This window comes from Lancefieldella parvula DNF00906 (genome assembly GCF_000758945.1).
In the GTDB taxonomy this organism is placed as follows: Bacteria; Actinomycetota; Coriobacteriia; order Coriobacteriales; family Atopobiaceae; genus Lancefieldella; species Lancefieldella parvula_C.
Genome location: NZ_JRND01000017.1, coordinates 54753 through 73406, shown reverse-complemented (window position 1 = coordinate 73406; position 18654 = coordinate 54753). Strand labels below are relative to the sequence as shown.

17 protein-coding genes, 5 tRNA genes and 1 other annotated feature are annotated in these 18654 nt (G+C 51.4%); of the genes, 21 read left to right on the top strand and 1 reads right to left on the bottom strand.

Annotated features, from left to right (window positions below):
• Nucleotides 1–55 precede the first annotated feature (55 nt).
• The 3 genes from disA to ispF are packed head-to-tail and all read left to right on the top strand — an operon-like array spanning nucleotide 56 to nucleotide 2429.
• The gene (gene disA, locus HMPREF1647_RS03515) at nucleotides 56–1135 is read left to right on the top strand and encodes a DNA integrity scanning diadenylate cyclase DisA (protein ID WP_035432082.1); all 1080 of its coding nucleotides are present in this window, start codon (nucleotides 56–58) and stop codon (nucleotides 1133–1135) included.
• A gap of 29 nt (nucleotides 1136–1164) precedes the next feature.
• The gene (gene ispD, locus HMPREF1647_RS03510; protein ID WP_052039120.1) at nucleotides 1165–1938 is read left to right on the top strand and encodes a 2-C-methyl-D-erythritol 4-phosphate cytidylyltransferase; all 774 of its coding nucleotides are present in this window, start codon (nucleotides 1165–1167) and stop codon (nucleotides 1936–1938) included.
• A gap of 2 nt (nucleotides 1939–1940) precedes the next feature.
• Nucleotides 1941–2429 (top strand): 2-C-methyl-D-erythritol 2,4-cyclodiphosphate synthase, encoded by a 489-nt coding sequence (gene ispF / locus HMPREF1647_RS03505; protein ID WP_035432080.1) that lies wholly within the window; start codon nucleotides 1941–1943, stop codon nucleotides 2427–2429.
• A 1-nt stretch (nucleotide 2430) separates the two neighbouring features.
• Here ispF and HMPREF1647_RS03500 read toward each other — a convergent pair whose 3' ends face one another.
• Nucleotides 2431–4071, bottom strand: coding sequence for an ATP-binding cassette domain-containing protein (locus HMPREF1647_RS03500; protein ID WP_035432078.1), 1641 nt, complete (start codon nucleotides 4069–4071; stop codon nucleotides 2431–2433).
• Between the two features lie 241 nt (nucleotides 4072–4312).
• Between HMPREF1647_RS03500 and cysS the strand changes: the two genes are divergently transcribed.
• From cysS to rpoB, 18 genes are all read left to right on the top strand, one after another.
• Nucleotides 4313–5794, top strand: a complete 1482-nt coding sequence (gene cysS / locus HMPREF1647_RS03495) for a cysteine--tRNA ligase (protein WP_035432076.1) — start codon at nucleotides 4313–4315, stop codon at nucleotides 5792–5794.
• A gap of 2 nt (nucleotides 5795–5796) precedes the next feature.
• The gene (rlmB, locus tag HMPREF1647_RS03490; protein ID WP_035432074.1) at nucleotides 5797–6834 is read left to right on the top strand and encodes a 23S rRNA (guanosine(2251)-2'-O)-methyltransferase RlmB; all 1038 of its coding nucleotides are present in this window, start codon (nucleotides 5797–5799) and stop codon (nucleotides 6832–6834) included.
• A 63-nt stretch (nucleotides 6835–6897) separates the two neighbouring features.
• Nucleotides 6898–7476: an NYN domain-containing protein gene (locus HMPREF1647_RS03485; RefSeq protein ID WP_035432071.1), complete on the top strand. Its 579-nt coding sequence runs from the start codon at nucleotides 6898–6900 to the stop codon at nucleotides 7474–7476.
• Between the two features lie 539 nt (nucleotides 7477–8015).
• Nucleotides 8016–8091: transfer RNA gene (locus HMPREF1647_RS03480), tRNA-Thr, on the top strand.
• A gap of 357 nt (nucleotides 8092–8448) precedes the next feature.
• A tRNA-Tyr gene (locus HMPREF1647_RS03475) sits at nucleotides 8449–8532 on the top strand.
• 1 nt (nucleotide 8533) lies between these two features.
• Nucleotides 8534–8609 (top strand) — tRNA-Thr (locus HMPREF1647_RS03470).
• Nucleotides 8610–8628: 19 nt separating this feature from the next.
• Nucleotides 8629–8705, top strand: a tRNA-Met gene (locus HMPREF1647_RS03465).
• A 106-nt stretch (nucleotides 8706–8811) separates the two neighbouring features.
• Nucleotides 8812–10017 (top strand): elongation factor Tu, encoded by a 1206-nt coding sequence (gene tuf / locus HMPREF1647_RS03460; protein ID WP_035426981.1) that lies wholly within the window; start codon nucleotides 8812–8814, stop codon nucleotides 10015–10017.
• Between the two features lie 185 nt (nucleotides 10018–10202).
• A complete protein-coding gene (gene rpmG / locus HMPREF1647_RS03455; protein ID WP_012809261.1) occupies nucleotides 10203–10352 on the top strand; it encodes a 50S ribosomal protein L33 in 150 nt (49 codons plus the stop codon).
• Between the two features lie 18 nt (nucleotides 10353–10370).
• Nucleotides 10371–10446: transfer RNA gene (locus tag HMPREF1647_RS03450), tRNA-Trp, on the top strand.
• Nucleotides 10447–10517: 71 nt separating this feature from the next.
• Entirely contained in the window at nucleotides 10518–10880 is a 363-nt protein-coding gene (gene secE, locus HMPREF1647_RS03445) for a preprotein translocase subunit SecE (protein WP_035432069.1), read from the top strand.
• Between the two features lie 3 nt (nucleotides 10881–10883).
• Entirely contained in the window at nucleotides 10884–11429 is a 546-nt protein-coding gene (gene nusG / locus HMPREF1647_RS03440; RefSeq protein ID WP_035432067.1) for a transcription termination/antitermination protein NusG, read from the top strand.
• A 96-nt stretch (nucleotides 11430–11525) separates the two neighbouring features.
• A complete protein-coding gene (gene rplK / locus HMPREF1647_RS03435; RefSeq protein WP_012809258.1) occupies nucleotides 11526–11954 on the top strand; it encodes a 50S ribosomal protein L11 in 429 nt (142 codons plus the stop codon).
• A 157-nt stretch (nucleotides 11955–12111) separates the two neighbouring features.
• The gene (gene rplA, locus HMPREF1647_RS03430) at nucleotides 12112–12819 is read left to right on the top strand and encodes a 50S ribosomal protein L1 (protein ID WP_035432065.1); all 708 of its coding nucleotides are present in this window, start codon (nucleotides 12112–12114) and stop codon (nucleotides 12817–12819) included.
• A gap of 220 nt (nucleotides 12820–13039) precedes the next feature.
• Nucleotides 13040–13179, top strand: a sequence feature (ribosomal protein L10 leader region).
• Between the two features lie 51 nt (nucleotides 13180–13230).
• Entirely contained in the window at nucleotides 13231–13752 is a 522-nt protein-coding gene (gene rplJ / locus HMPREF1647_RS03425; RefSeq protein ID WP_035426975.1) for a 50S ribosomal protein L10, read from the top strand.
• Between the two features lie 132 nt (nucleotides 13753–13884).
• Nucleotides 13885–14265 carry a 50S ribosomal protein L7/L12 gene (gene rplL / locus HMPREF1647_RS03420; protein WP_035426972.1) on the top strand — a complete coding sequence of 127 codons (381 nt, stop codon included), beginning with the start codon at nucleotides 13885–13887 and terminating at the stop codon, nucleotides 14263–14265.
• A gap of 458 nt (nucleotides 14266–14723) precedes the next feature.
• Nucleotides 14724–14948, top strand: a complete 225-nt coding sequence (locus HMPREF1647_RS07050) for a hypothetical protein (protein ID WP_187468911.1) — start codon at nucleotides 14724–14726, stop codon at nucleotides 14946–14948.
• Between the two features lie 188 nt (nucleotides 14949–15136).
• Nucleotides 15137–18652 carry a DNA-directed RNA polymerase subunit beta gene (gene rpoB / locus HMPREF1647_RS03410; RefSeq protein ID WP_035426970.1) on the top strand — a complete coding sequence of 1172 codons (3516 nt, stop codon included), beginning with the start codon at nucleotides 15137–15139 and terminating at the stop codon, nucleotides 18650–18652.
• The last annotated feature ends 2 nt before the right edge of the window (nucleotides 18653–18654 follow it).

Here is an 18654-nt window from a genome sequence, read left to right as displayed (position 1 = left end):
AACGTACCAGATCGCAAAACGCAGCCTGTAGGCTGCAAGTAATTGAGGGAGAGCCATGGAGCCAACGCAACTTGATCCAAGCGCAACAGAAAACGAGGACCGTATTGCCACCGCTCTGAAGATGACTGCCCCTGGCACAGCGCTCCGCGTTGCACTGGATATGATTATCGCTGGCCGTCTGGGCGCCCTCATTTGCGTGGGAGATACAGAAAACGTCCTTGCTGCGGGCGGAGATGGTTTCAAACTTGATGTTTCCTTCACGGCAAACCGACTGTTTGAGCTTTGCAAGATGGACGGCGCTGTAGTGGTGGACAAAGACCTCACCAGAATTCTGCGCGCCAACTTCCACCTCAATCCTGATGCAACGCTTCCAACTGCAGAAACAGGTACTCGTCACCGTACTGCCGCTCGCATGAGCTTGCTCACCAAGTCTATTGTGATTGCAGTGTCTTCTCGCCGTTCGTTGATTACCGTTTACGTTGATGGTCACGTTATTCCGCTGAAGTCAGTACCAGCCATTATGTCTACCGTCAATCAGCTCTCGGTTGCTATGCAAAATACGCGCCAGCAACTTGATCGCGCGCTTCTGCGCTTGACCGCTCTAGAGCTTGATAATTACGTTACCCTGGGCGATGTAGCAGGTATTTTCTACCTGTTTGAGGTTCTTTTGAGTGCCGCTGACCAGCTTGATTCTTGTCTTTTGGAGCTAGGTAGCGAGGGAAAAACTACCGCTATGCAGCGCGAGGAATATTTGGGCGGCATCGACGAGGCCTATAACCTGATGATTCGCGACTACGCCGTAGATTCTTCCGCTGAAGAGGCGCGCGCCATTCGCCGCCGCTTCCACGAGACAGCCAATACCGAGCTACGCTCCGCAGAAAGTGTTGGCCAGATTCTTGGTTACTCCGATGGCCGCGGAGAAGATGCGTCCATGGAGCCTCTGGGCCTGCGCACGCTTTCACGCGTTCACGTGGTCAACGATGAGATTGCGGCCAGAATTGTTGACGCCTACGACAACCTGCAGCAGCTACTTCACGTTGCAGAAAACGATACATCAAGCCTCAAATCTCTGGGTGTCGAGAACCCCGGTGCACTTGCTAACAGTCTCCGCAGAATGTGGGGTAAGTCGGAATAATGGCTGCGAGCAGCACCTGTGCAAAGGTCGTGTCAAAGCCACGTCCTTCTCGCCTCACAACACATGGAGCAAAAGCCGATACCGTTGCCGTCATTGTGGCCGGCGGTATTGGCGAGCGCTTTGGATATCCTGACGGCAAGCAGTTTATTTCTGTCTGCGGTCTTCCGCTGATGAGCTGGTCAATCCTTGCGTTTGATCACGCGCCAAGTGTGGCTCACATTGTGATTGCTTGCTCTGACGAGAAACGCGCTGCAGTTCAAGAGGGTGTTGTGGGCAAGCTTGTACTCCATAAGCCTGTTCACTTTGCAACGTCTGGTGCTACCAGACAGGAATCGGTTTACAACGCGCTCCAGGTAGTGCCTGCTGGATATGATTTTGTTTCTGTTCATGACGCGGTTCGTCCGCTCATTGAGGTAGAGACCATTGAGCAGGTCATTGGTACAGTTCGCAAGTCGCCTAAGATTGCGGGAGCAATTTTGGCTCACCGCGCAACTGATACGCTGAAGCGCGTAGATGGTGCAACCATTGTAGATACGCCTGACCGCTCAACGTTCTGGGCTGCTCAGACCCCTCAGGTGTTCAAGACACGCACACTTCTTGAAGCCCACGAAGTAGCTCGCCAGGAAGGCTACCAGGGAACCGATGACTCGTCGTTAGTTGAGCGACTAGGTCTTACGGTGCTGTGCGTTGAGTCACAACGAGAAAACGTGAAGGTCACGTACCCGTCTGACCTTGCAATTGTTGAGGCTACGCTCAGCCGTCGCCTGGTAGAAGGCGCAACCGGAAGTGGGGCTGTAGAGTGAGCATGCCAGAGCTTAAAATTGGCCACGGATACGATGTTCATCGCCTGGTAGAGGGTAGAGATCTTATCTTAGGTGGCATCAAAATTGAGCACTCCAAAGGTCTTCTCGGTCACTCCGATGCCGATGTTTTGACTCATGCGCTTATGGATGCCCTGCTAGGAGCTATGCGCGCCGGCGACATTGGCCAGCTTTTCCCTGATACAGACCTTGCTTATGAGGGCGCTGATTCTATGGTGCTTCTGTCCCATGTTATGCAGCTTGTTCGTAATCAGGGCTTTGAGCTTCTGGATTGTGATTGCACCGTTGCAGCTCAGGCGCCTAAGTTACTTCCTCATCGTGATGCTATGAGGAACCGCATGGCAGAGGTTATGGGTGTTTCGCCAGATAAAGTTGGCGTTAAAGCAACCACTACCGAAGGCCTTGGCTTTGTGGGCACTCAAGAAGGCATTGCTGCCTGGGCAGTTGTACTGCTGGGACGTAGCGCGCAATAAATTACAGCTCTACGATATGGTCGGCTGCCTCCACCACTTTAGGGTCATGAGATATGAGCAGTATTATGTGGTCCTGCTTGACCTTCTTGAGAAGATTAAGAAGGACATCAACACTGTTCTGATCTAATGCAGAAGTTGGCTCGTCAAGCAACATAACACTTGGATTCATAAGCATCATGCGGATAATTGCAATCTTTTGTTTTTCTCCACCAGAGATAGCAGAGCTTCTTTCACCCAGGCGAACGTCAAGATTTTGATCATCACCAAGCAGCAATTTTTCCAAATTGAATAGCTTGATATAGCTGATTATCTCTTCATCTGTTGGTTGGTTTTTGCACAGCAGTGTCAGATTGTTTCTTACTGTATCGTCAACAATGCTTGGTTCTTGCTCGGTAAATCCAAGCGTATTTTTTCTGAGTTCATACTGATTAATTTGAGCTAGCAAGTCCTCATTTATAGCAATAGTGCCTGATAGATGAGATGACCACTCTCCGTTAATGAGCTTTAGAAATGTAGATTTGCCTGTACCGTTTCCACCGGTAATGGCATATATATTTCCTTTTGCAAAACTACAAGACAAGTTGTTCATCAGTACTTTATTGGTATGTGGATAAGAGAAAGACACATTTGTGCAGGTAATTTGATTGACGTTCTCTGATGGAATGATATTACCAACGGACTCTTGAGGTACATCAAGAATCTGCTCAATTCGATTGAGGCTTACCGTAATGCTCTGATAAGCCATACCAAATTCCATGAGAAGCGTAATAGAACCTAAGAGCGATACAAAATAGCTTGAAATAGTTGCAATATAGCCAGGCTGCAGCGCTCCAAGGAAAATTTGATATGCACAGGTAATAAAGACAATGGCTTGGAATACAGCAATCACAGCATTGTTTAATTCTTGTACGCCAAACTCAAGCTTGTACTGCTCATGAATGGCACTACGAAGCTTTTGATTGATGGCATAGTGCTGATTAAAGAAACGCTCAAAGAGGGAATGACGCCTAATGAAATCTACATCAGTGAACTGCGAAAGTTCAATCGATCCATACTGGGACCGCAGCTCTTTAGATTCTTTGTATCTTTTATAGGCCGAAGCTTGGATTTGCTTATAGATAATAAAACTCACTAACAGCAAAACAGCTGTTACAAGAGCGGTTAATGGGTTCAAATATAAAATAATCGCAAGCGTTCCTATGACGGAGACCAAAGTCGTTGCAAAGCTCACACATTGCGTAAGTATAAACATTGAAACGTCATTAGCGTCGTTATTTACTGTCTGGCGATAATGTCCAGAATCATAGGACGAGAAAAACGATGAATCGGCGTGTTGAATCTTGTCAATCAGCTGTCGCTCAATGGTAAACGCGGAGTCGATCTGCAATTGACAATAGCGTGTTTTGGCAAGATAGGAACAGCCGGCAATAAGGATTCCTAGTGCAGCAACCACGGCGCAATAGAAAAGTATTTCATTCCAAGTTGTTCCTGAAATAAAAAGATTAATTACAAATCCAACAAGAAGAGGTTGGATCACCATAAGCGCTGTGACAAAGAATGACAAAAAGAGAAAAATCGCAAGACTGCCTTTATCCAGAATGGTAGATATACAGTAGCGGATAATGTTAAAAAACTTACTCATTCGAATCACCTTCTGAAGTTGTTAAGAGTAAGATTTCTTGTCTTCTAGTTCTTTGCAGTTTTGATTCAAATATAAATTCTTAAAATTTTTATTCGTCAAGTTTAGTAAAACAAAAAAACAATCCAGTACTAATCCGTAAATGGTAACAAAATTGAATCTTGATTAGTACGGTATGGAACTTAAAGGTTTTCCGCAAACCGTTTATACTTACACCAATACACAATGGTTGCGAGGAGTATGCATGCTTGTCTATAACACTCAGACGCATAAAAAAGAAGAGTTCAAGCCAATCGACGAGGGCAAAATCCGCATGTACGTGTGCGGTCCTACGGTTTACGATCAGATTCACATCGGAAACGCCCGTACCTTCCTCTCGTTTGACGTTATTCGCCGCTATCTGATGCACAAGGGTTATGAGGTCACCTTTGCTCAGAATCTGACCGATGTTGACGACAAGATTATTCAGCGCGCCATTGAGCAGGGAAGGACTGCTCAAGAGGTTTCTGAAGAGTTTTCTCAGGCGTTTATCGAGCAGATGCATCGCTTTAATATTCTGGATCCGGATATTCGTCCTCGCGCAACGCACGAGATTGAAGCCATGCTTCAGATGATTCAATCTTTGATTGAACAGGGTCACGCATACGCGGTGCCTTCGGGCGACGTGTACTTCTCGGTTCGTTCTGACCATGGTTATGGCGTTCTTTCTGGTCGCGATCTTGATCAGCTTCGCGCAGGTGAGCGCGTTGAGGTTAATGACGAGAAACGCGATCCATTTGACTTTGCGCTCTGGAAGGCTGCAAAGCCTGGTGAGCCTAGCTGGCCAAGCCCTTGGGGAGAAGGTCGTCCAGGTTGGCACAGTGAGTGCTGCGCCATGATTCATCGCTACCTGGGCACTCCAATTGACATTCACGGCGGTGGCTCTGACCTGGTATTCCCTCATCATGAGAACGAGACCGCGCAGGCATCTTGCGCCTGGCACGCTCCTCTCGCCAATTATTGGATGCACACCGGAATGCTTCGCGTTGATGGCGAGAAGATGTCCAAGTCTTTGGGCAACTTCTACACACTCAAGGAAGTTTTGGATAAGTATCCTGCAGATGCAGTAAGACTTTTGATGCTTCAGACGCACTATCGTGCACCACTTGATTTCTCGTTTGAGCGCCTTGAGGGCACCGTTGGTACGCTTGAGCGCATGAAGACCTGCGTTGCAAATCTCCGCTGGGCTTTCAAGCAGTCTTCTGCTCAGCACGAACTTTCCGACGCTGATAGCACGCTTGCTGAGGCAATCAATACAGCTCAGAGCGAGTTTGACGCTCAGATGGATGATGATTTCAACACCGCAGGAGCACTCGCTGCTATCTTTGCTCTGGTAACTGCTGCAAATACCTATCTTGCAGAGGTTGGCCAGAACGTTGGCGCAAGTCCTGTTCTCCGTGCATCAGATATGTTGTGCGAGCTCACAGGAGCTTTGGGAATCGATTTGACTCAGGCGGCGTCTACCTCTGATTTACCAGAAGAGCTTGTGGCGCTTGCATCCCAGGTAGCAGGCTATGAGGGCGCGTCAGCCGACGAGGCTGCAGAGTCTTTGCTTGCTGCTCGTCAGGAGGCTCGCTCCCAGAAGAACTGGGCAGTTGCTGATCAAATTAGAGACGGTATTGCTGAGCTTGGACTTTTGATTGAAGATACCGCCGCTGGCGCTCGACTAAAGCGTAAGGCAGACTAACTATGGCAAGAAATCAGCGTTCTACCTCTAAAAACACTCGTTCCGAGGGCGCTGCCGGACGCGGTGGCTCCACTGGTCGCGGTGGGGCTGCAGGTCGCGGGGGAGCTGCAGGTCGCAGTGGCGCAGGTCGCGGCTCCAAGAAGGCTGCCGACTGGGGCGGTTATTTCGGCGCCAAGAATGGCCAGGGCTCAAAAGGTGGTCGCTCCGCACAAGGCGCACGCGCAGCTCAGGGCACTCGCGGACAGAAAGGCGCTGGTGGACAGCGAGGTGCTAGCGCTGGACGTCCCAGCAACAAGAAGCTTGCAACTGATCTTATCGAGGGTCGTCGCGCAGTAGCAGAGGCACTGACCGTTGGTATTCCTTTGAAGAATGCGCTGGTACAAGCCGCAAGCGGGCAGAAGGACCAGGAGATTGAGGCACTTGCACGTCAGCTTGAGCAGGAGGGTATTCCTGTCGAGCGTGTTGCAAAGCCCGTACTTGACTCGCTTTCAAGCCACGGCGCTCACCAGGGCGTTATTGTCCGTACGCAGCCTTTTGCTTACGCTGACCTCTCTGAAATCATCCAGCGCGCTGGTTCCGAAAACGCTCTGGTTGTGGTCTTGGATCACGTCACTGACGAGGGAAACTTTGGTGCAATTGTAAGAAGTGCCGAGGTAGTTGGCGCAGCCGGCGTTGTTATTGCAAACGCTCGCGCCGCCCGAGTTGGCGTTGGAGCATACAAGACTTCCGCTGGAGCCGTGCTTCACCTGCCAATCGCACAGGTTTCTAATCTGCCGCGCGCTCTTGAAGAGCTCAAAGCCGCAGGTTTTTGGACATGTGGCTCTACCGAGCACGCCACTCAGTCCGTGTGGGAGGCTCCTATGGGAGGTCGCCTTGCACTTGTTATGGGCTCTGAAGGTTCAGGAATTTCTCGCCTTATGCTCGAGAAGTGCGATTTTACGTGCAAACTTCCTCAGTTTGGCCAGGTAGAGTCCCTGAACGTTGCTCAGGCAACAACGGTCATGTGCTACGAGTGGCTCCGTAGGACCCAGGAAGCGTAAGCTCAGGAAGCCCAGGAAGCCCAGGAAGCCCAGGAAGCCCAGGAAGCCCAGGAAGCGTAAGGTATGGCTCAGAAAAAATCGCTGCTTGTAGTCGATGGCTATAACGTCATGTTGGCAACTCCTCGCTATGAGGCGTTGCTGGATGAGCGTGGCTCTTCTGCACAAGAAACCGCTGCTGAGAGAGCCTATCACCTCAACACCGATCCGTTTTATCGCGCCCGTTTGGCGCTCATTTCTGACGTTGCCACGTTTGCGCAGGGTACCTACGAGGCCGTTATTGTGTTTGACGGCAAGGGAAATGTAAACGACGAGCGCCCGGAGCGCACCCACGCTGGCGTGCAGTTGGTTTTTTCCGAGACTGGGGAGTCCGCAGATAGTGTCATCGAGCGCCTGGTCACGGACGCTCGAGAGGCTGGTCGCAAGGTATTTCTGGTCACGTCGGACAGGGACATTCGTGCCACAGCCGGCTTTGGCCCCGGCGAGGTCACGCGCATTGCAAGCGCAGCGCTGGTTCACGAGATTTCCCAAGCAGATAACGTTGTCGAAGAGATGCGTCGCGATCAGGTCAGTACGCGCATGACGCTTGAAGACCGTATTTCTCCAGAACAGCGCGAGAAACTCTGGAAGCTGCTAGGCAGATAGGTGCCCAGGTCAGCGTCTCACGTACGCGATGTGCCAACGTGCTCGACCGCACCAATACGTCCAGCGCGCCTGGGCGCAATCAGCGCGCCTGATTTCTGCAAAGAATCTGTAAAATTTGCCTGATAACAGCAAAGAATCTGTGGATTTGCCTGATTTTGTTAAAGAATCGGTGTTCCAAATACAGATTCTTTGCACTTTTCAGGCGGGTCTTTCGTGACGTAGCTTTAGATCTGGGTGTGGTGTCATGGACGCTTTCATGGAGCCTGATTTTCTCGCCATATCTGAGTGATCTGCCGGAAAAGCACGTCATATCTGAGCGATTTGCCGGTTTTTCTCGCCAAGTCTGAGCTGTTTTACACAGACATGATGCGGTTTTCAGGCTGGCCAAACTTGATGGACAGCGCATTTGTACCAAGCTAACTCCTACAGAAGGGAAGCGCTCCTACATGCCGTATTGACCAGTTTGTGGAGAAAAATTTCTCAAAAATTGAGACTAGACCAAAGCCAGAAAAGTCTATAGAATATCCTCTGCACTTGATGCCGCTATAGCTCAGCTGGTAGAGCAACTGACTTGTAATCAGTAGGTCCCGGGTTCGAAGCCTGGTGGCGGCACCACTTGAATTTTCAGCCAGGCATTGCCTGGCTTTTTTCGTGCGAATTTTAGGGCATTCGCGACGTATCGCGTATGGCTTTTATAGACAACCGTAAAAGCCCGTATGCGTCTGGCCAGAAACCCGCTTGAAGTTGTGGCCAGAAAACCGCATGAAATCGTGTCGAGAAAATCGCTTGGAATTGTGGAAAAAATTTGATAAGATACGCCCGGTTGGGTGGATTACGTTGACAAGATTTTTATTCAATCGTAATATTTTCCCGCTTACGAGGTAATACAGAAGTTCAACAAGACTTTCTGCGTACGTTAAACTACAAGGTACAGCGTATTAATTACTTCAAGAGTGCTTGAAAACGGCATTTGGGGATATGGCACAGCGGCAACTGCGGCGGACTGTAAATCCGCTCTCTCTGAGTTCCTTGGTTCGAGTCCAAGTATCCCCACCACGCCCGTGTAGCTCAGTAGGTAGAGCACTTCGTTGGTAACGAAGAGGTCACCGGTTCAAATCCGGTCGCGGGCTCCATGTTTCAAGCGGCATTTATGCCGGCGTAGCTCAGCTGGTTAGAGCACACGGCTCATACCCGTGACGTCACTGGTTCGAATCCAGTCGCCGGTACCAGACTCTTTACGGCGTACATGTCCTAGACATTTGCGCCGTTGAGTATAAACAGACGTTTTTTCACCACGGTCTAGCCCGAGGGTTAGTTCCAGAAGGAGGATTGGCAATGGCCAAGGAAAAGTTTGACCGCACAAAGCCACACGTAAACATCGGTACCATTGGTCACGTCGACCACGGTAAGACTACCCTTACCGCAGCAATCACCAAGGTTCTCTCTGAGACCGAGGGCTGCAAGGCAGACTATACCGCCTTCGAGAACATCGATAAGGCTCCAGAGGAGCGTCAGCGTGGTATTACCATTTCCGTTGCTCACGTTGAGTACGAGACTTGGGAGCGCCATTATGCTCACGTCGACTGCCCTGGCCACGCAGACTACATCAAGAACATGATTTCTGGTGCAGCTCAGATGGACGGCGCAATCCTCGTTATTGCTGCAACCGACGGTCCTATGGCTCAGACTCGTGAGCACATCCTTCTCGCACGTCAGGTCGGCGTTCCTTACATCGTCGTCTTCCTGAACAAGTGCGACATGGTCGACGATGACGAGCTCATCGACCTCGTCGAGATGGAGACCCGTGACCTTCTCTCCGAGTACGACTTCCCAGGCGATGATCTTCCAATCATCCGTGGTTCCGCTCTCGGCGCTCTTAACGGCGAGGAGAAGTGGGTTGAGTCCATCCGTGAGCTCATGCACACCGTTGACTCCTACATCCCAACACCAGCTCGTGACAACGAGAAGCCATTCCTGATGGCAATCGAGGACGTCATGACCATTTCTGGTCGTGGTACCGTTGCTACCGGCCGTGTTGAGCGTGGTGAGCTCAAGCTCAACGATCCAGTCGAGATCGTTGGTATTAAGCCAACTCAGAACTCTGTTGCTACCGGCATTGAGATGTTCCGTAAGACCATGGACTTCTGCGAGGCTGGCGACAACGTTGGTATTCTTCTTCGTGGTGTTAAGCGCGAGGACATCGAGCGCGGTCAGGTTCTCTGCAAGCCTGGTACCGTTACTCCACACAAGAAGTTCACCGGTGAGGTTTACGTTCTTACTAAGGAAGAGGGCGGCCGTCACACCCCATTCTTCTCTGGTTACCGTCCACAGTTCTACTTCCGTACAACTGACGTAACCGGCGACATCTACGAGCTCACCGATGCAAACGGTGGCAAGGTAGAGATGGCTATGCCTGGCGACCACATCACCGTTGGTTGCGAGCTCATTCACCCAATCGCTCTTGAGCAGGGTCTGAAGTTCGCTATCCGCGAGGGTGGCCACACCGTCGGCGATGGCCGTGTTTCCACCGTCATCGAGTAACTTCTTTAAAAGTTGCTAACTTGCCCGGCGTGCTCTTTTGCGCGCCGGGTTTTTTGTCGAGAAAAAATATGTGAACGCCTAGAGTAATTAGAGAAAAGTATTGACATCTCTGGGTAGTGGGTGCTAACCTAAGCAACCGCGTCACATTTCGAGAATACATCTCGTGACCGTGTTCAGGAGGATCAATGCGTACACTCGTTACTCTCGCCTGCACTGAGTGCAAGCGTCGTAATTACACTACGGACAAGAACAAGTCCAACAACCCAGATCGTATGGAGTTGAAGAAGTACTGCCCATGGTGCCACAAGCACACGGTACATCGCGAGACCCGCTAGGCTAGGTGGGTTCGTTCTAGGCCAGTAGCTCCAATGGTAGAGCGGCGGTCTCCAAAACCGTTTGTTGAGGGTTCGAGTCCTTCCTGGCCTGCCAGATAACTTCACCGGCCTTCCCATAAGGGTTGGCCGGTTTGTATGTAGGTATAACATCCAAGGGAGCGTAGGATGGCAAATAAGGAGCGCAATAAGAGGAGCGCACGTAAGGCTCGCGCAGAAGAGCGCGCCCAGCGTGAGGCCCTTCAGGCTGAAGCTACTCCTGAAGCTTCTGCTAAGGCCACTAAGGCTGAGGCAAAGAAGCAGGAGAAGTCCATTCAGCGTAACGCCAACCCTGGCTTCTTTGGCCGCCTGGGTGCTTATTTTGCAGGCGTTCGTACAGAAATGCACCGCGTTGTGTGGCCTTCAAGCTCTGAGCTTGCTGGTTTCTCTGTAGCCGTAATTGCAACAATCATTTTCTTTGGCTTGGTAACTTGGCTGGTTGATACTGGCATTGTTGCTGGTCTCGTCGCCTTTACTGGACTGAGGGGATAATCAATGGCTAAGCGCTGGTATGTAGTTCACACCTATTCAGGTTATGAGAACAAGGTAAAGACAGACCTTGAGCACCGTATCGAGACCTATGGCCTTGAGCGTGCTGTTATTGATATTCAGATTCCTACTGAGGAAGTTACTGAGGTCAAGGACGGCGGTAAGCGCGAGACCAAAGAGTCTAAGGTTTTCCCAGGTTATGTTCTTGTTCGCATGGAGCTGGATGACAATACCTGGGCTGTTGTTCGTAACACTCCAGGCGTAACTGGTTTTGTTGGTATTGACGGCAAGCCAGTTCCTCTGCGTCGCGATGAGTTCGATAAGATTATGCGTCGTGGCGGCATGAAGACGGGTAGCCCTGTACCTAAACGTACAGCAACCAATATTGAGGTCGGTCAGGCAATTCACGTTCTTTCTGGTCCTCTCGCTGATTTCGACGGAACTGTTTCTGAGGTCAACGCAGAGTCCGGCAAGATCAAGGTAATGCTCACCATCTTTGGTCGCGAGACTCCAGTTGAGCTCACCATGGATCAGATTTCCCTGATAGACTAGTAACTAACGGCTTATCCCGCACTTCTCGTCCCTTGTGGATTGCTTCTCGGGAGTGCGCGAGAATAGACTCAAACGTATTCAAACAGGAGGCTTAACATGCCCGCAAAGAAGGTTGTTAACTTTATCAAGCTGCAGATTCCTGCAGGCCAGGCAAACCCAGCTCCTCCAGTAGGACCAGCTCTGGGTGCTGCACAGGTCAACATTATGCAGTTCTGCCAGGCATTCAACGCTGCAACTCAGGACAAGGCTGGCGACATCATCCCAGTCGAGATTTCTGTTTACGAGGATCGTTCCTTTGACTTCGTAACCAAGACTCCTCCAGCAGCTCAGCTCATCAAGAAGGAGCTTCACCTCAAGGGTGGTTCCGGTGTTCCTCAGCGCGATAAGGTTGGCCAGCTCTCCCAGGAGCAGCTCACCAAGATTGCTGAGATCAAGATGCCTGACCTCAACGCAAACGACATTGAGGCTGCAAAGAAGATCGTCGCTGGTACCGCTCGTTCCATGGGTGTAACCATCGCCGAGTAGTGTTTACTCCCGTCAGCCATTTGTGTGGCTGACGGTTGTTTTGTCAGAGCATCCGACGTTAGTGCACATAGTTGGGTTTCTCGCCAAGAGGGCGTAACTATGGACGGAAGATGCAGGAGTGGGAGGGCAGACGCCCGCTAACCACAGGAGGTACATAATGCCTAAGCACGGAAAGAACTACAAGAATGCAGTTGCCAAGGTAGACGGTGCAAACCTCTACAGCCCAAAAGAGGCAGTAACCCTGTCTAAGGAGCTTGCAACTGCTAAGTTTGACGAGACCATTGAGGTAGCAATTCGCCTTGGTGTCGATACTCGTAAGGCTGACCAGAACGTTCGCGGTTCCATCTCTTTGCCTCACGGCACTGGTAAGTCCGTTCGCGTTGCAGTCTTCGCAGAGGGCGAGAAGGCCCGCGAGGCTGAGGCAGCTGGCGCTGACATCGTCGGTGGCGACGAGCTCATCGCAGAGGTCGAGAAGGGCATGCTTGACTTTGACGCAGCAATCGCAACCCCTCAGATGATGGGTAAGGTTGGTCGTCTTGGTCGTGTTCTTGGTCCTCGTGGCCTTATGCCTAACCCTAAGCTTGGCACCGTTACCATGGATGTTGCAAAGATGGTTAACGAGCTCAAGGCTGGTCGTGTTGAGTATCGTGCAGACCGTTTTGGTATCTGCCACGTTGCAATCGGCAAGGCTTCTTTTGAGGTCCAGCAGCTTGTTGAGAACTATGGCGCACTGATCTCCGAGATCATCCGCGTCAAGCCATCCAGCGCTAAGGGTAAGTACGTCAAGACCGTTGCTGTTTCCTCTACTATGGGCCCTGGCATCAAGGTTGATCCAACCAAGGTTCGTAACCTCATGGAGGACTAAGCTAATCGCTTAGAAGTACCTAGCACGTTTAATCCGGTATCTGCTTGCAGGTACCGGATTTTTCTTGAAGCGTGCACGCGGCTGATGTGTGTGGCTGAGTTGTGCGTAGCTGCTTAGCCGCCCTTCTCGTCAAATTTTTGTGAAGAGAAAGAAATTGTGCGCTCAACCTTGACTCGCGTTGATTTTTGCTGCACAATATCCAACGCAAGACAGACGTCTTGTAGTTGCACGTTCGCTGCCAAAGACAGCCGGCGCCTTGAATCCAAGGCTTAATGGGAATTCCCGCCTGCCGAGGTGGTCTTGAGATTAGTACATCCAGACCCCGCTTTGGTTGCCAAAGTGGGGTCTTTTCATGTGAGGGCCGCACCTGTTGGCGCTCGTGCCCGAGACATGATAAAGGAGGTGTACTACATGCCAGCTCAGTCTAAACTTGATTTGCTCGAGAAGGTTTCCGCTTCTCTCGACAACTCCAAGGGCCTGTTCGTTATCGACTATCGTGGTCTCTCCGTAAAGGAGACTCAGGAGCTTCGTCGCGCACTTACCGCAGCGGGCGCTCACATGAAGGTCTATAAGAACAACATCGTCAAGATTGCTCTTAAGAACGCTGGTATGCCAGAGATTGACGAGATGCTCGCCGGTACCTGCGCATACGTTTTCTATGAGAATGATCCTGTCGAGGCCGCTAAGGTCATCAAGGATCAGGCCAAGAAGCTCAAGAAAGTTGAGTTCATTGGTGGTATCGCTGATGGTCAGGCACTTACTGCTGACGAGGCAAAGGCTTACGCAGATCTTCCTTCTCGCGAGGAGCTCATTGCAAAGCTTGTCTTCGTTGTTGCAAGCCCACTTACCGGTATTGCACAGGTTTGCGCTGGTCCAGCTCGTGGACTCGCAACCGCTCTTTCTGCAGTCGCAGATCAGAAGAACGCTGCATAAGCAACGTTTTGTTGTACCCGCGCATTGGCGCAAACCGCGTGAGAGTGTAGACGCACTTAAACGCACACATACAAGCCGGGCTTTTGCCCAGATGCAGTACAAAGGCTGCATCGTTTAAAAAGGAGAATTGACATGGCTGTCACTAAAGATGAGATTATTGAGGCCCTTAAAGAGATGCCAGCACTCGAGCTTTCTGAGCTCGTTCACGAGCTTGAGGACGTCTTCGGCGTTTCCGCTGCTGCTCCTGTAGCTGTCGCTGCTGCTCCTGCAGCTGGCGGCGCTGCTGAGGAGGCAGAGGAGAAGACCAACTTTGACGTTGTCCTCGAGGGCTTCGGCGACAACAAGATCGGCGTCATCAAGGTTGTCCGCGCTCTTACCAACCTTGGCCTCAAGGAGGCAAAGGAGGTCGTCGAGGGTGCTCCTAAGGCAGTCCTCGAGGGCGCTAAGAAGGAGGACGCTGAGGCTGCTAAGGCTCAGCTCGAGGAGGCTGGCGCTACCGTCACCCTTAAGTAAGTCCATCCTACATTGCTTACTGGAGAGGTCAGACTTCGGTCTGGCCTCTTTTTGTTTGCCTGGCGAGAAACCCATGCGCTTGCAGCGCATGAAGCTGAGGTGCTTCTGCAGCAGCCGGAAAAGCGCATCAAGCTGGGGTGCTTTTGCAGCAGCCTGAAAAGTGCATCAAGTCTGAGCTGCGTTCGCTGCAGCCTGAAAAGTGCATCAAGCTGGGGCGCTTTAGCTGCAGCCTGAAAAGTGCATCAAGTCTGAGTGATTTGCCGGATTTTCTCGCCATGTCTGAGCGATTTGCCTGTTTTTCTCGCCTTATCTGAGTACTTTTGCTCAGACTTGGTGTGCATTTCAGGCTCATAAATCCTGCGTGATTGCTCTAGCTTACTGCGTGACTTAACCCAGCTTCCTCGCGCCTGATTTCTGCAAAGAATCTGTAACTTTTGCCTAAAAATGCAAAAGAATCTGTGGATTTGCCTGATTTTGCAAAAGAATCGGTGGCGCAAATACAGATTCTTTGCACTTTTCAGGCGCGTGCAGCAAAAGGTCGGCGCGTGCAGCGAGAAACCCGTGCGCTCGGAGCGCGCTCGGGGCTCGTGGAGCGCCATGCGAAGCGACGCGGCGGGGGAGCGCCGCTCACCGAAAGCTATTTTTGTCTCCATGGACCTTCTCCACAAAATCTTCACAACTAGAAAAGACGAGTTAGTCAAGGATTTACCTGCAACATAACGTTTGTGCAGTTGAAAAACATAAACGCGATAATATAGTCAAAACGTCTTAAAAAATCAAGTGTTTTTCTGTTGACGCGCATTAAAATCTTGACTAAATTACTAGGTTGCGACAATTGCCACCTTCCACCCTTTTGAAGGAGGACAACCTGGTGTCTACCGCTAAAAAGACTTCCCTCACCACGCCTCAGGCGCATACTGGACGCAGGACGTTCAGTAAGATTCCCGCAGCTATGGAGCTGCCAAATCTGATTTCTGTACAGAAGGAATCATTTGAGCGCTTTATGGGAGAGGGCCTTGCAGAGTCCTTCGCTGAGTTCTCGCCAATTGAGAACAGCGCTGGAACCATGCAGGTCACCTTTGGTGACCATCAGTTCGGCGACCCTGCCAATTCAATGGCTGAGTGTCGTGCAAAAGACATTTCATATCAAGCACCTCTTTTTGTTGACGTCCGTTTTGTCAACAAAGAGACTGGTGAGATGAAGGAGCAGCTTGTCTTCATGGGTGATTTCCCACTGATGACTGAGCGCGGTACCTTCATCATCAACGGTTCTGAGCGCGTTGTGGTTTCACAGCTCGTTCGTTCACCTGGCGTGTATTTCTCGTCAGAGATGGACAACGGTGTTCTGGTCCACAAGTCTCAGTTCATTCCTGCACGTGGTGCATGGCTTGAGTTTGAGGTTGATAAGCGCGGCCACCTGGTCGTCTCCATTGACCGCAAGCGTCGCCAGAGCGCTACCGTCTTCCTCCGTGCACTTGGCATTGCTGTTACCGATGACGAGATTCTCTCGCTCCTTGGTGATTCCGATGTTGTTCGCAACACACTTGAGCGTGACGTTGCAACCACACGTGAGGATGCTCTTATCGAGATTTATCGTCGTCAACGTCCAGGCGAGCCACCAACTGTTGACTCCGCCCGTTCTCTGCTTGACGGCCTCTTCTTCAACGAGCAGCGCTATGACCTTGCTCGCGTTGGTCGTTACAAGATCAACAAGAAGCTTGAGGAAGAGATTCCTGCAGACGTTCGTGTCCTTACCAAAGAGGACATTGTCGCAGCTCTTCAGTACCTTCTTGCAGTGCATGCAGGTGATGAGTCTAAGCACCTGGATGACATTGACCACTTTGGCAACCGCCGCGTTCGTACCGTTGGTGAGCTGGTCCAGAACCAGTTCCGCATTGGTATGAGCCGCATGGAGCGCGTTGTTCGTGAGCGCATGGCATCTCAGGACGCAGACGACATCACTCCACAGTCTTTGATCAACATCCGTCCAATTGTTGCTGCAATCAAGGAGTTCTTCGGTTCTTCTCAGCTTTCGCAGTTCATGGACCAGGCAAACCCACTTGCTGGTTTGACCCACAAGCGTCGTCTTTCTGCTCTGGGACCTGGCGGTCTTGCAGGACACAAGTCCGGCTCCAGCCGTCGTACCAACGTTCCTACCGCAGTCCGCGACGTTCACAACTCGCACTACTCCCGTATGTGCCCAATCGAGACTCCTGAGGGACCAAACATTGGTCTTATCGGCTCCTTGGCACTGTACGCTCACGTAAATGAGTACGGCTTTATCGAGGCTCCTTATCGTAAGGTCACAGGCGGTGTTGTTTCTGACGACATTGTCTGGATGACTGCAGACGAGGAGGAGAATCACATTATTGCTCCTGCTAACACCCCAATTGACCCTAAGTCTAAGAAGTTTGTTGAGGTTGACGCAGACGGCAAGATTGTTGATGCAGACCGCGTTATTGCACGTACCCGCGACTTCGACGGTTCCTTCGGTGCGCCTGCACAGGTTCCTGTTGAGGACGTTGACTACATGGACGTTTCTCCACGTCAGCTTCTCTCCGTCGCAGCTAACCTCATTCCATTCCTTGAGCACGACGATGCAAAGCGTACCCTCATGGGTGCAAACATGCAGCGTCAGGCAGTGCCTCTGATTCAGTCCCACGCTCCATTTGTTGGAACTGGCATGGAGGGTCGCGCAGCTCAGGACTCTGGTGAGCTTATTTGTGCAGAGTTTGCCGGCGAGGTCACCGAGGTTGATGCAGCTCACGTTGTCATCTACTCCGATGAGCACGGTTCTCAGCGCTACGATCTTCCTAAGTACGAGCGCTCCAACCAGTCCACTTGCATCAACCACCGTCCAATCGTCACTGTTGGACAACAGGTCGAGAAGGGCCAGCCAATCGCAGACGGTCCATCTGTTGACCACTCTGAGCTGGCACTTGGCGCAAACCTTACCGTTGCTTACATGCCATGGGAAGGCTACAACTACGAGGACGGTATTATCGTCTCCGAGCGCGTTGTTCAGGAAGACCTTCTGACTTCCGTTAACATTTCCCGCCACGAGATTGATGCTCGTGACACCAAGCTTGGTGCTGAGGAGATTACCCGCGAGATTCCAAACCTTGGTGAGGACATGCTCGCAAACCTCGATGATGACGGTATCATCCGCATCGGCGCTGAGGTTGGCCCTGGCGATATTCTGGTTGGTAAGGTCACTCCTAAGGGTGAGACTGCTCTGACCGCAGAAGAGCGCCTGCTTCGCGCAATCTTCGGTGCTAAGGCACACGATGTTCGTGATACTTCCCTTAAGATGCCACACGGCTCCTATGGCCGCGTTGTTGACGTTGTCCGCTTCAGCCGTGAGGCTGGAGACGACCTGCCTCCAGGAGTAAACGACCTGGTCCGCGTCTTTGTTGCTCAGCGCAGAAAGATCCAGCAGGGCGATAAGATCGCTGGTCGTCACGGTAACAAGGGTGTTATTTGTAAGGTTCTCCCAGTTGAGGACATGCCTTACATGGCAGACGGTACCCCAGTAGACGTTATTCTCGACCCACTGGGCGTTCCTTCCCGTATGAACGTTGGTCAGCTGCTTGAGTGCCACCTTGGTTGGGGTGCTGCACACGGTTGGGATGACGATGACGCAGATTCTAAGCGTTACGTTGAGGGCCCAATTCCTGTTGCAACACCACTCTTTGACGGTGCTACTGACGAGTCCGTTGCAGAGATTGTTCGCCGCACCAACATCAACATGATCAACAAGGCTCTCAAGGAGTACGGCGAGGATATGCGTGAGGAGTTTGTTCCACAGCTCAACGAGCGTGGTAAGACTACCCTCTACGATGGTCGTACCGGCGAGGCATTCAAGAGCCCAATTACCGTTGGTGTTTCTTACATTCTGAAGCTCGGCCACATGGTTGACGATAAGATCCACGCACGTTCAACTGGTCCTTACTCTCTTGTTACCCAGCAGCCTCTGGGTGGTAAGGCACAGTTCGGCGGTCAGCGCTTTGGTGAGATGGAGGTTTGGGCACTGTATGCATACGGTGCTGCTAACGTCCTCCAGGAGATCCTCACCGTTAAGTCTGACGATACCAACGGCCGTGTTAAGACCTACGAGTCCATTGTTAAGGGCGAGAACATTCCTACTGCAGGAATTCCTGAGTCCTTCAAGGTTCTGGTCAAAGAGATTCGCTCCCTGGCACTTGACATTGAGCCAATCTCCTATCGTAAGCGTGCAAATACCGCAAAGGTCACAGATCCTGAGGAGAAGAACGCTGTTGAGATCCTCAACGACCTTGGCTTCACTGAGGTAACCGCTTCCGACCTGTCCCAAGACGCTGAGGGTGCATCCGCACTTGTAGGCGACGCGACCACCGATAAGGAGTAGCG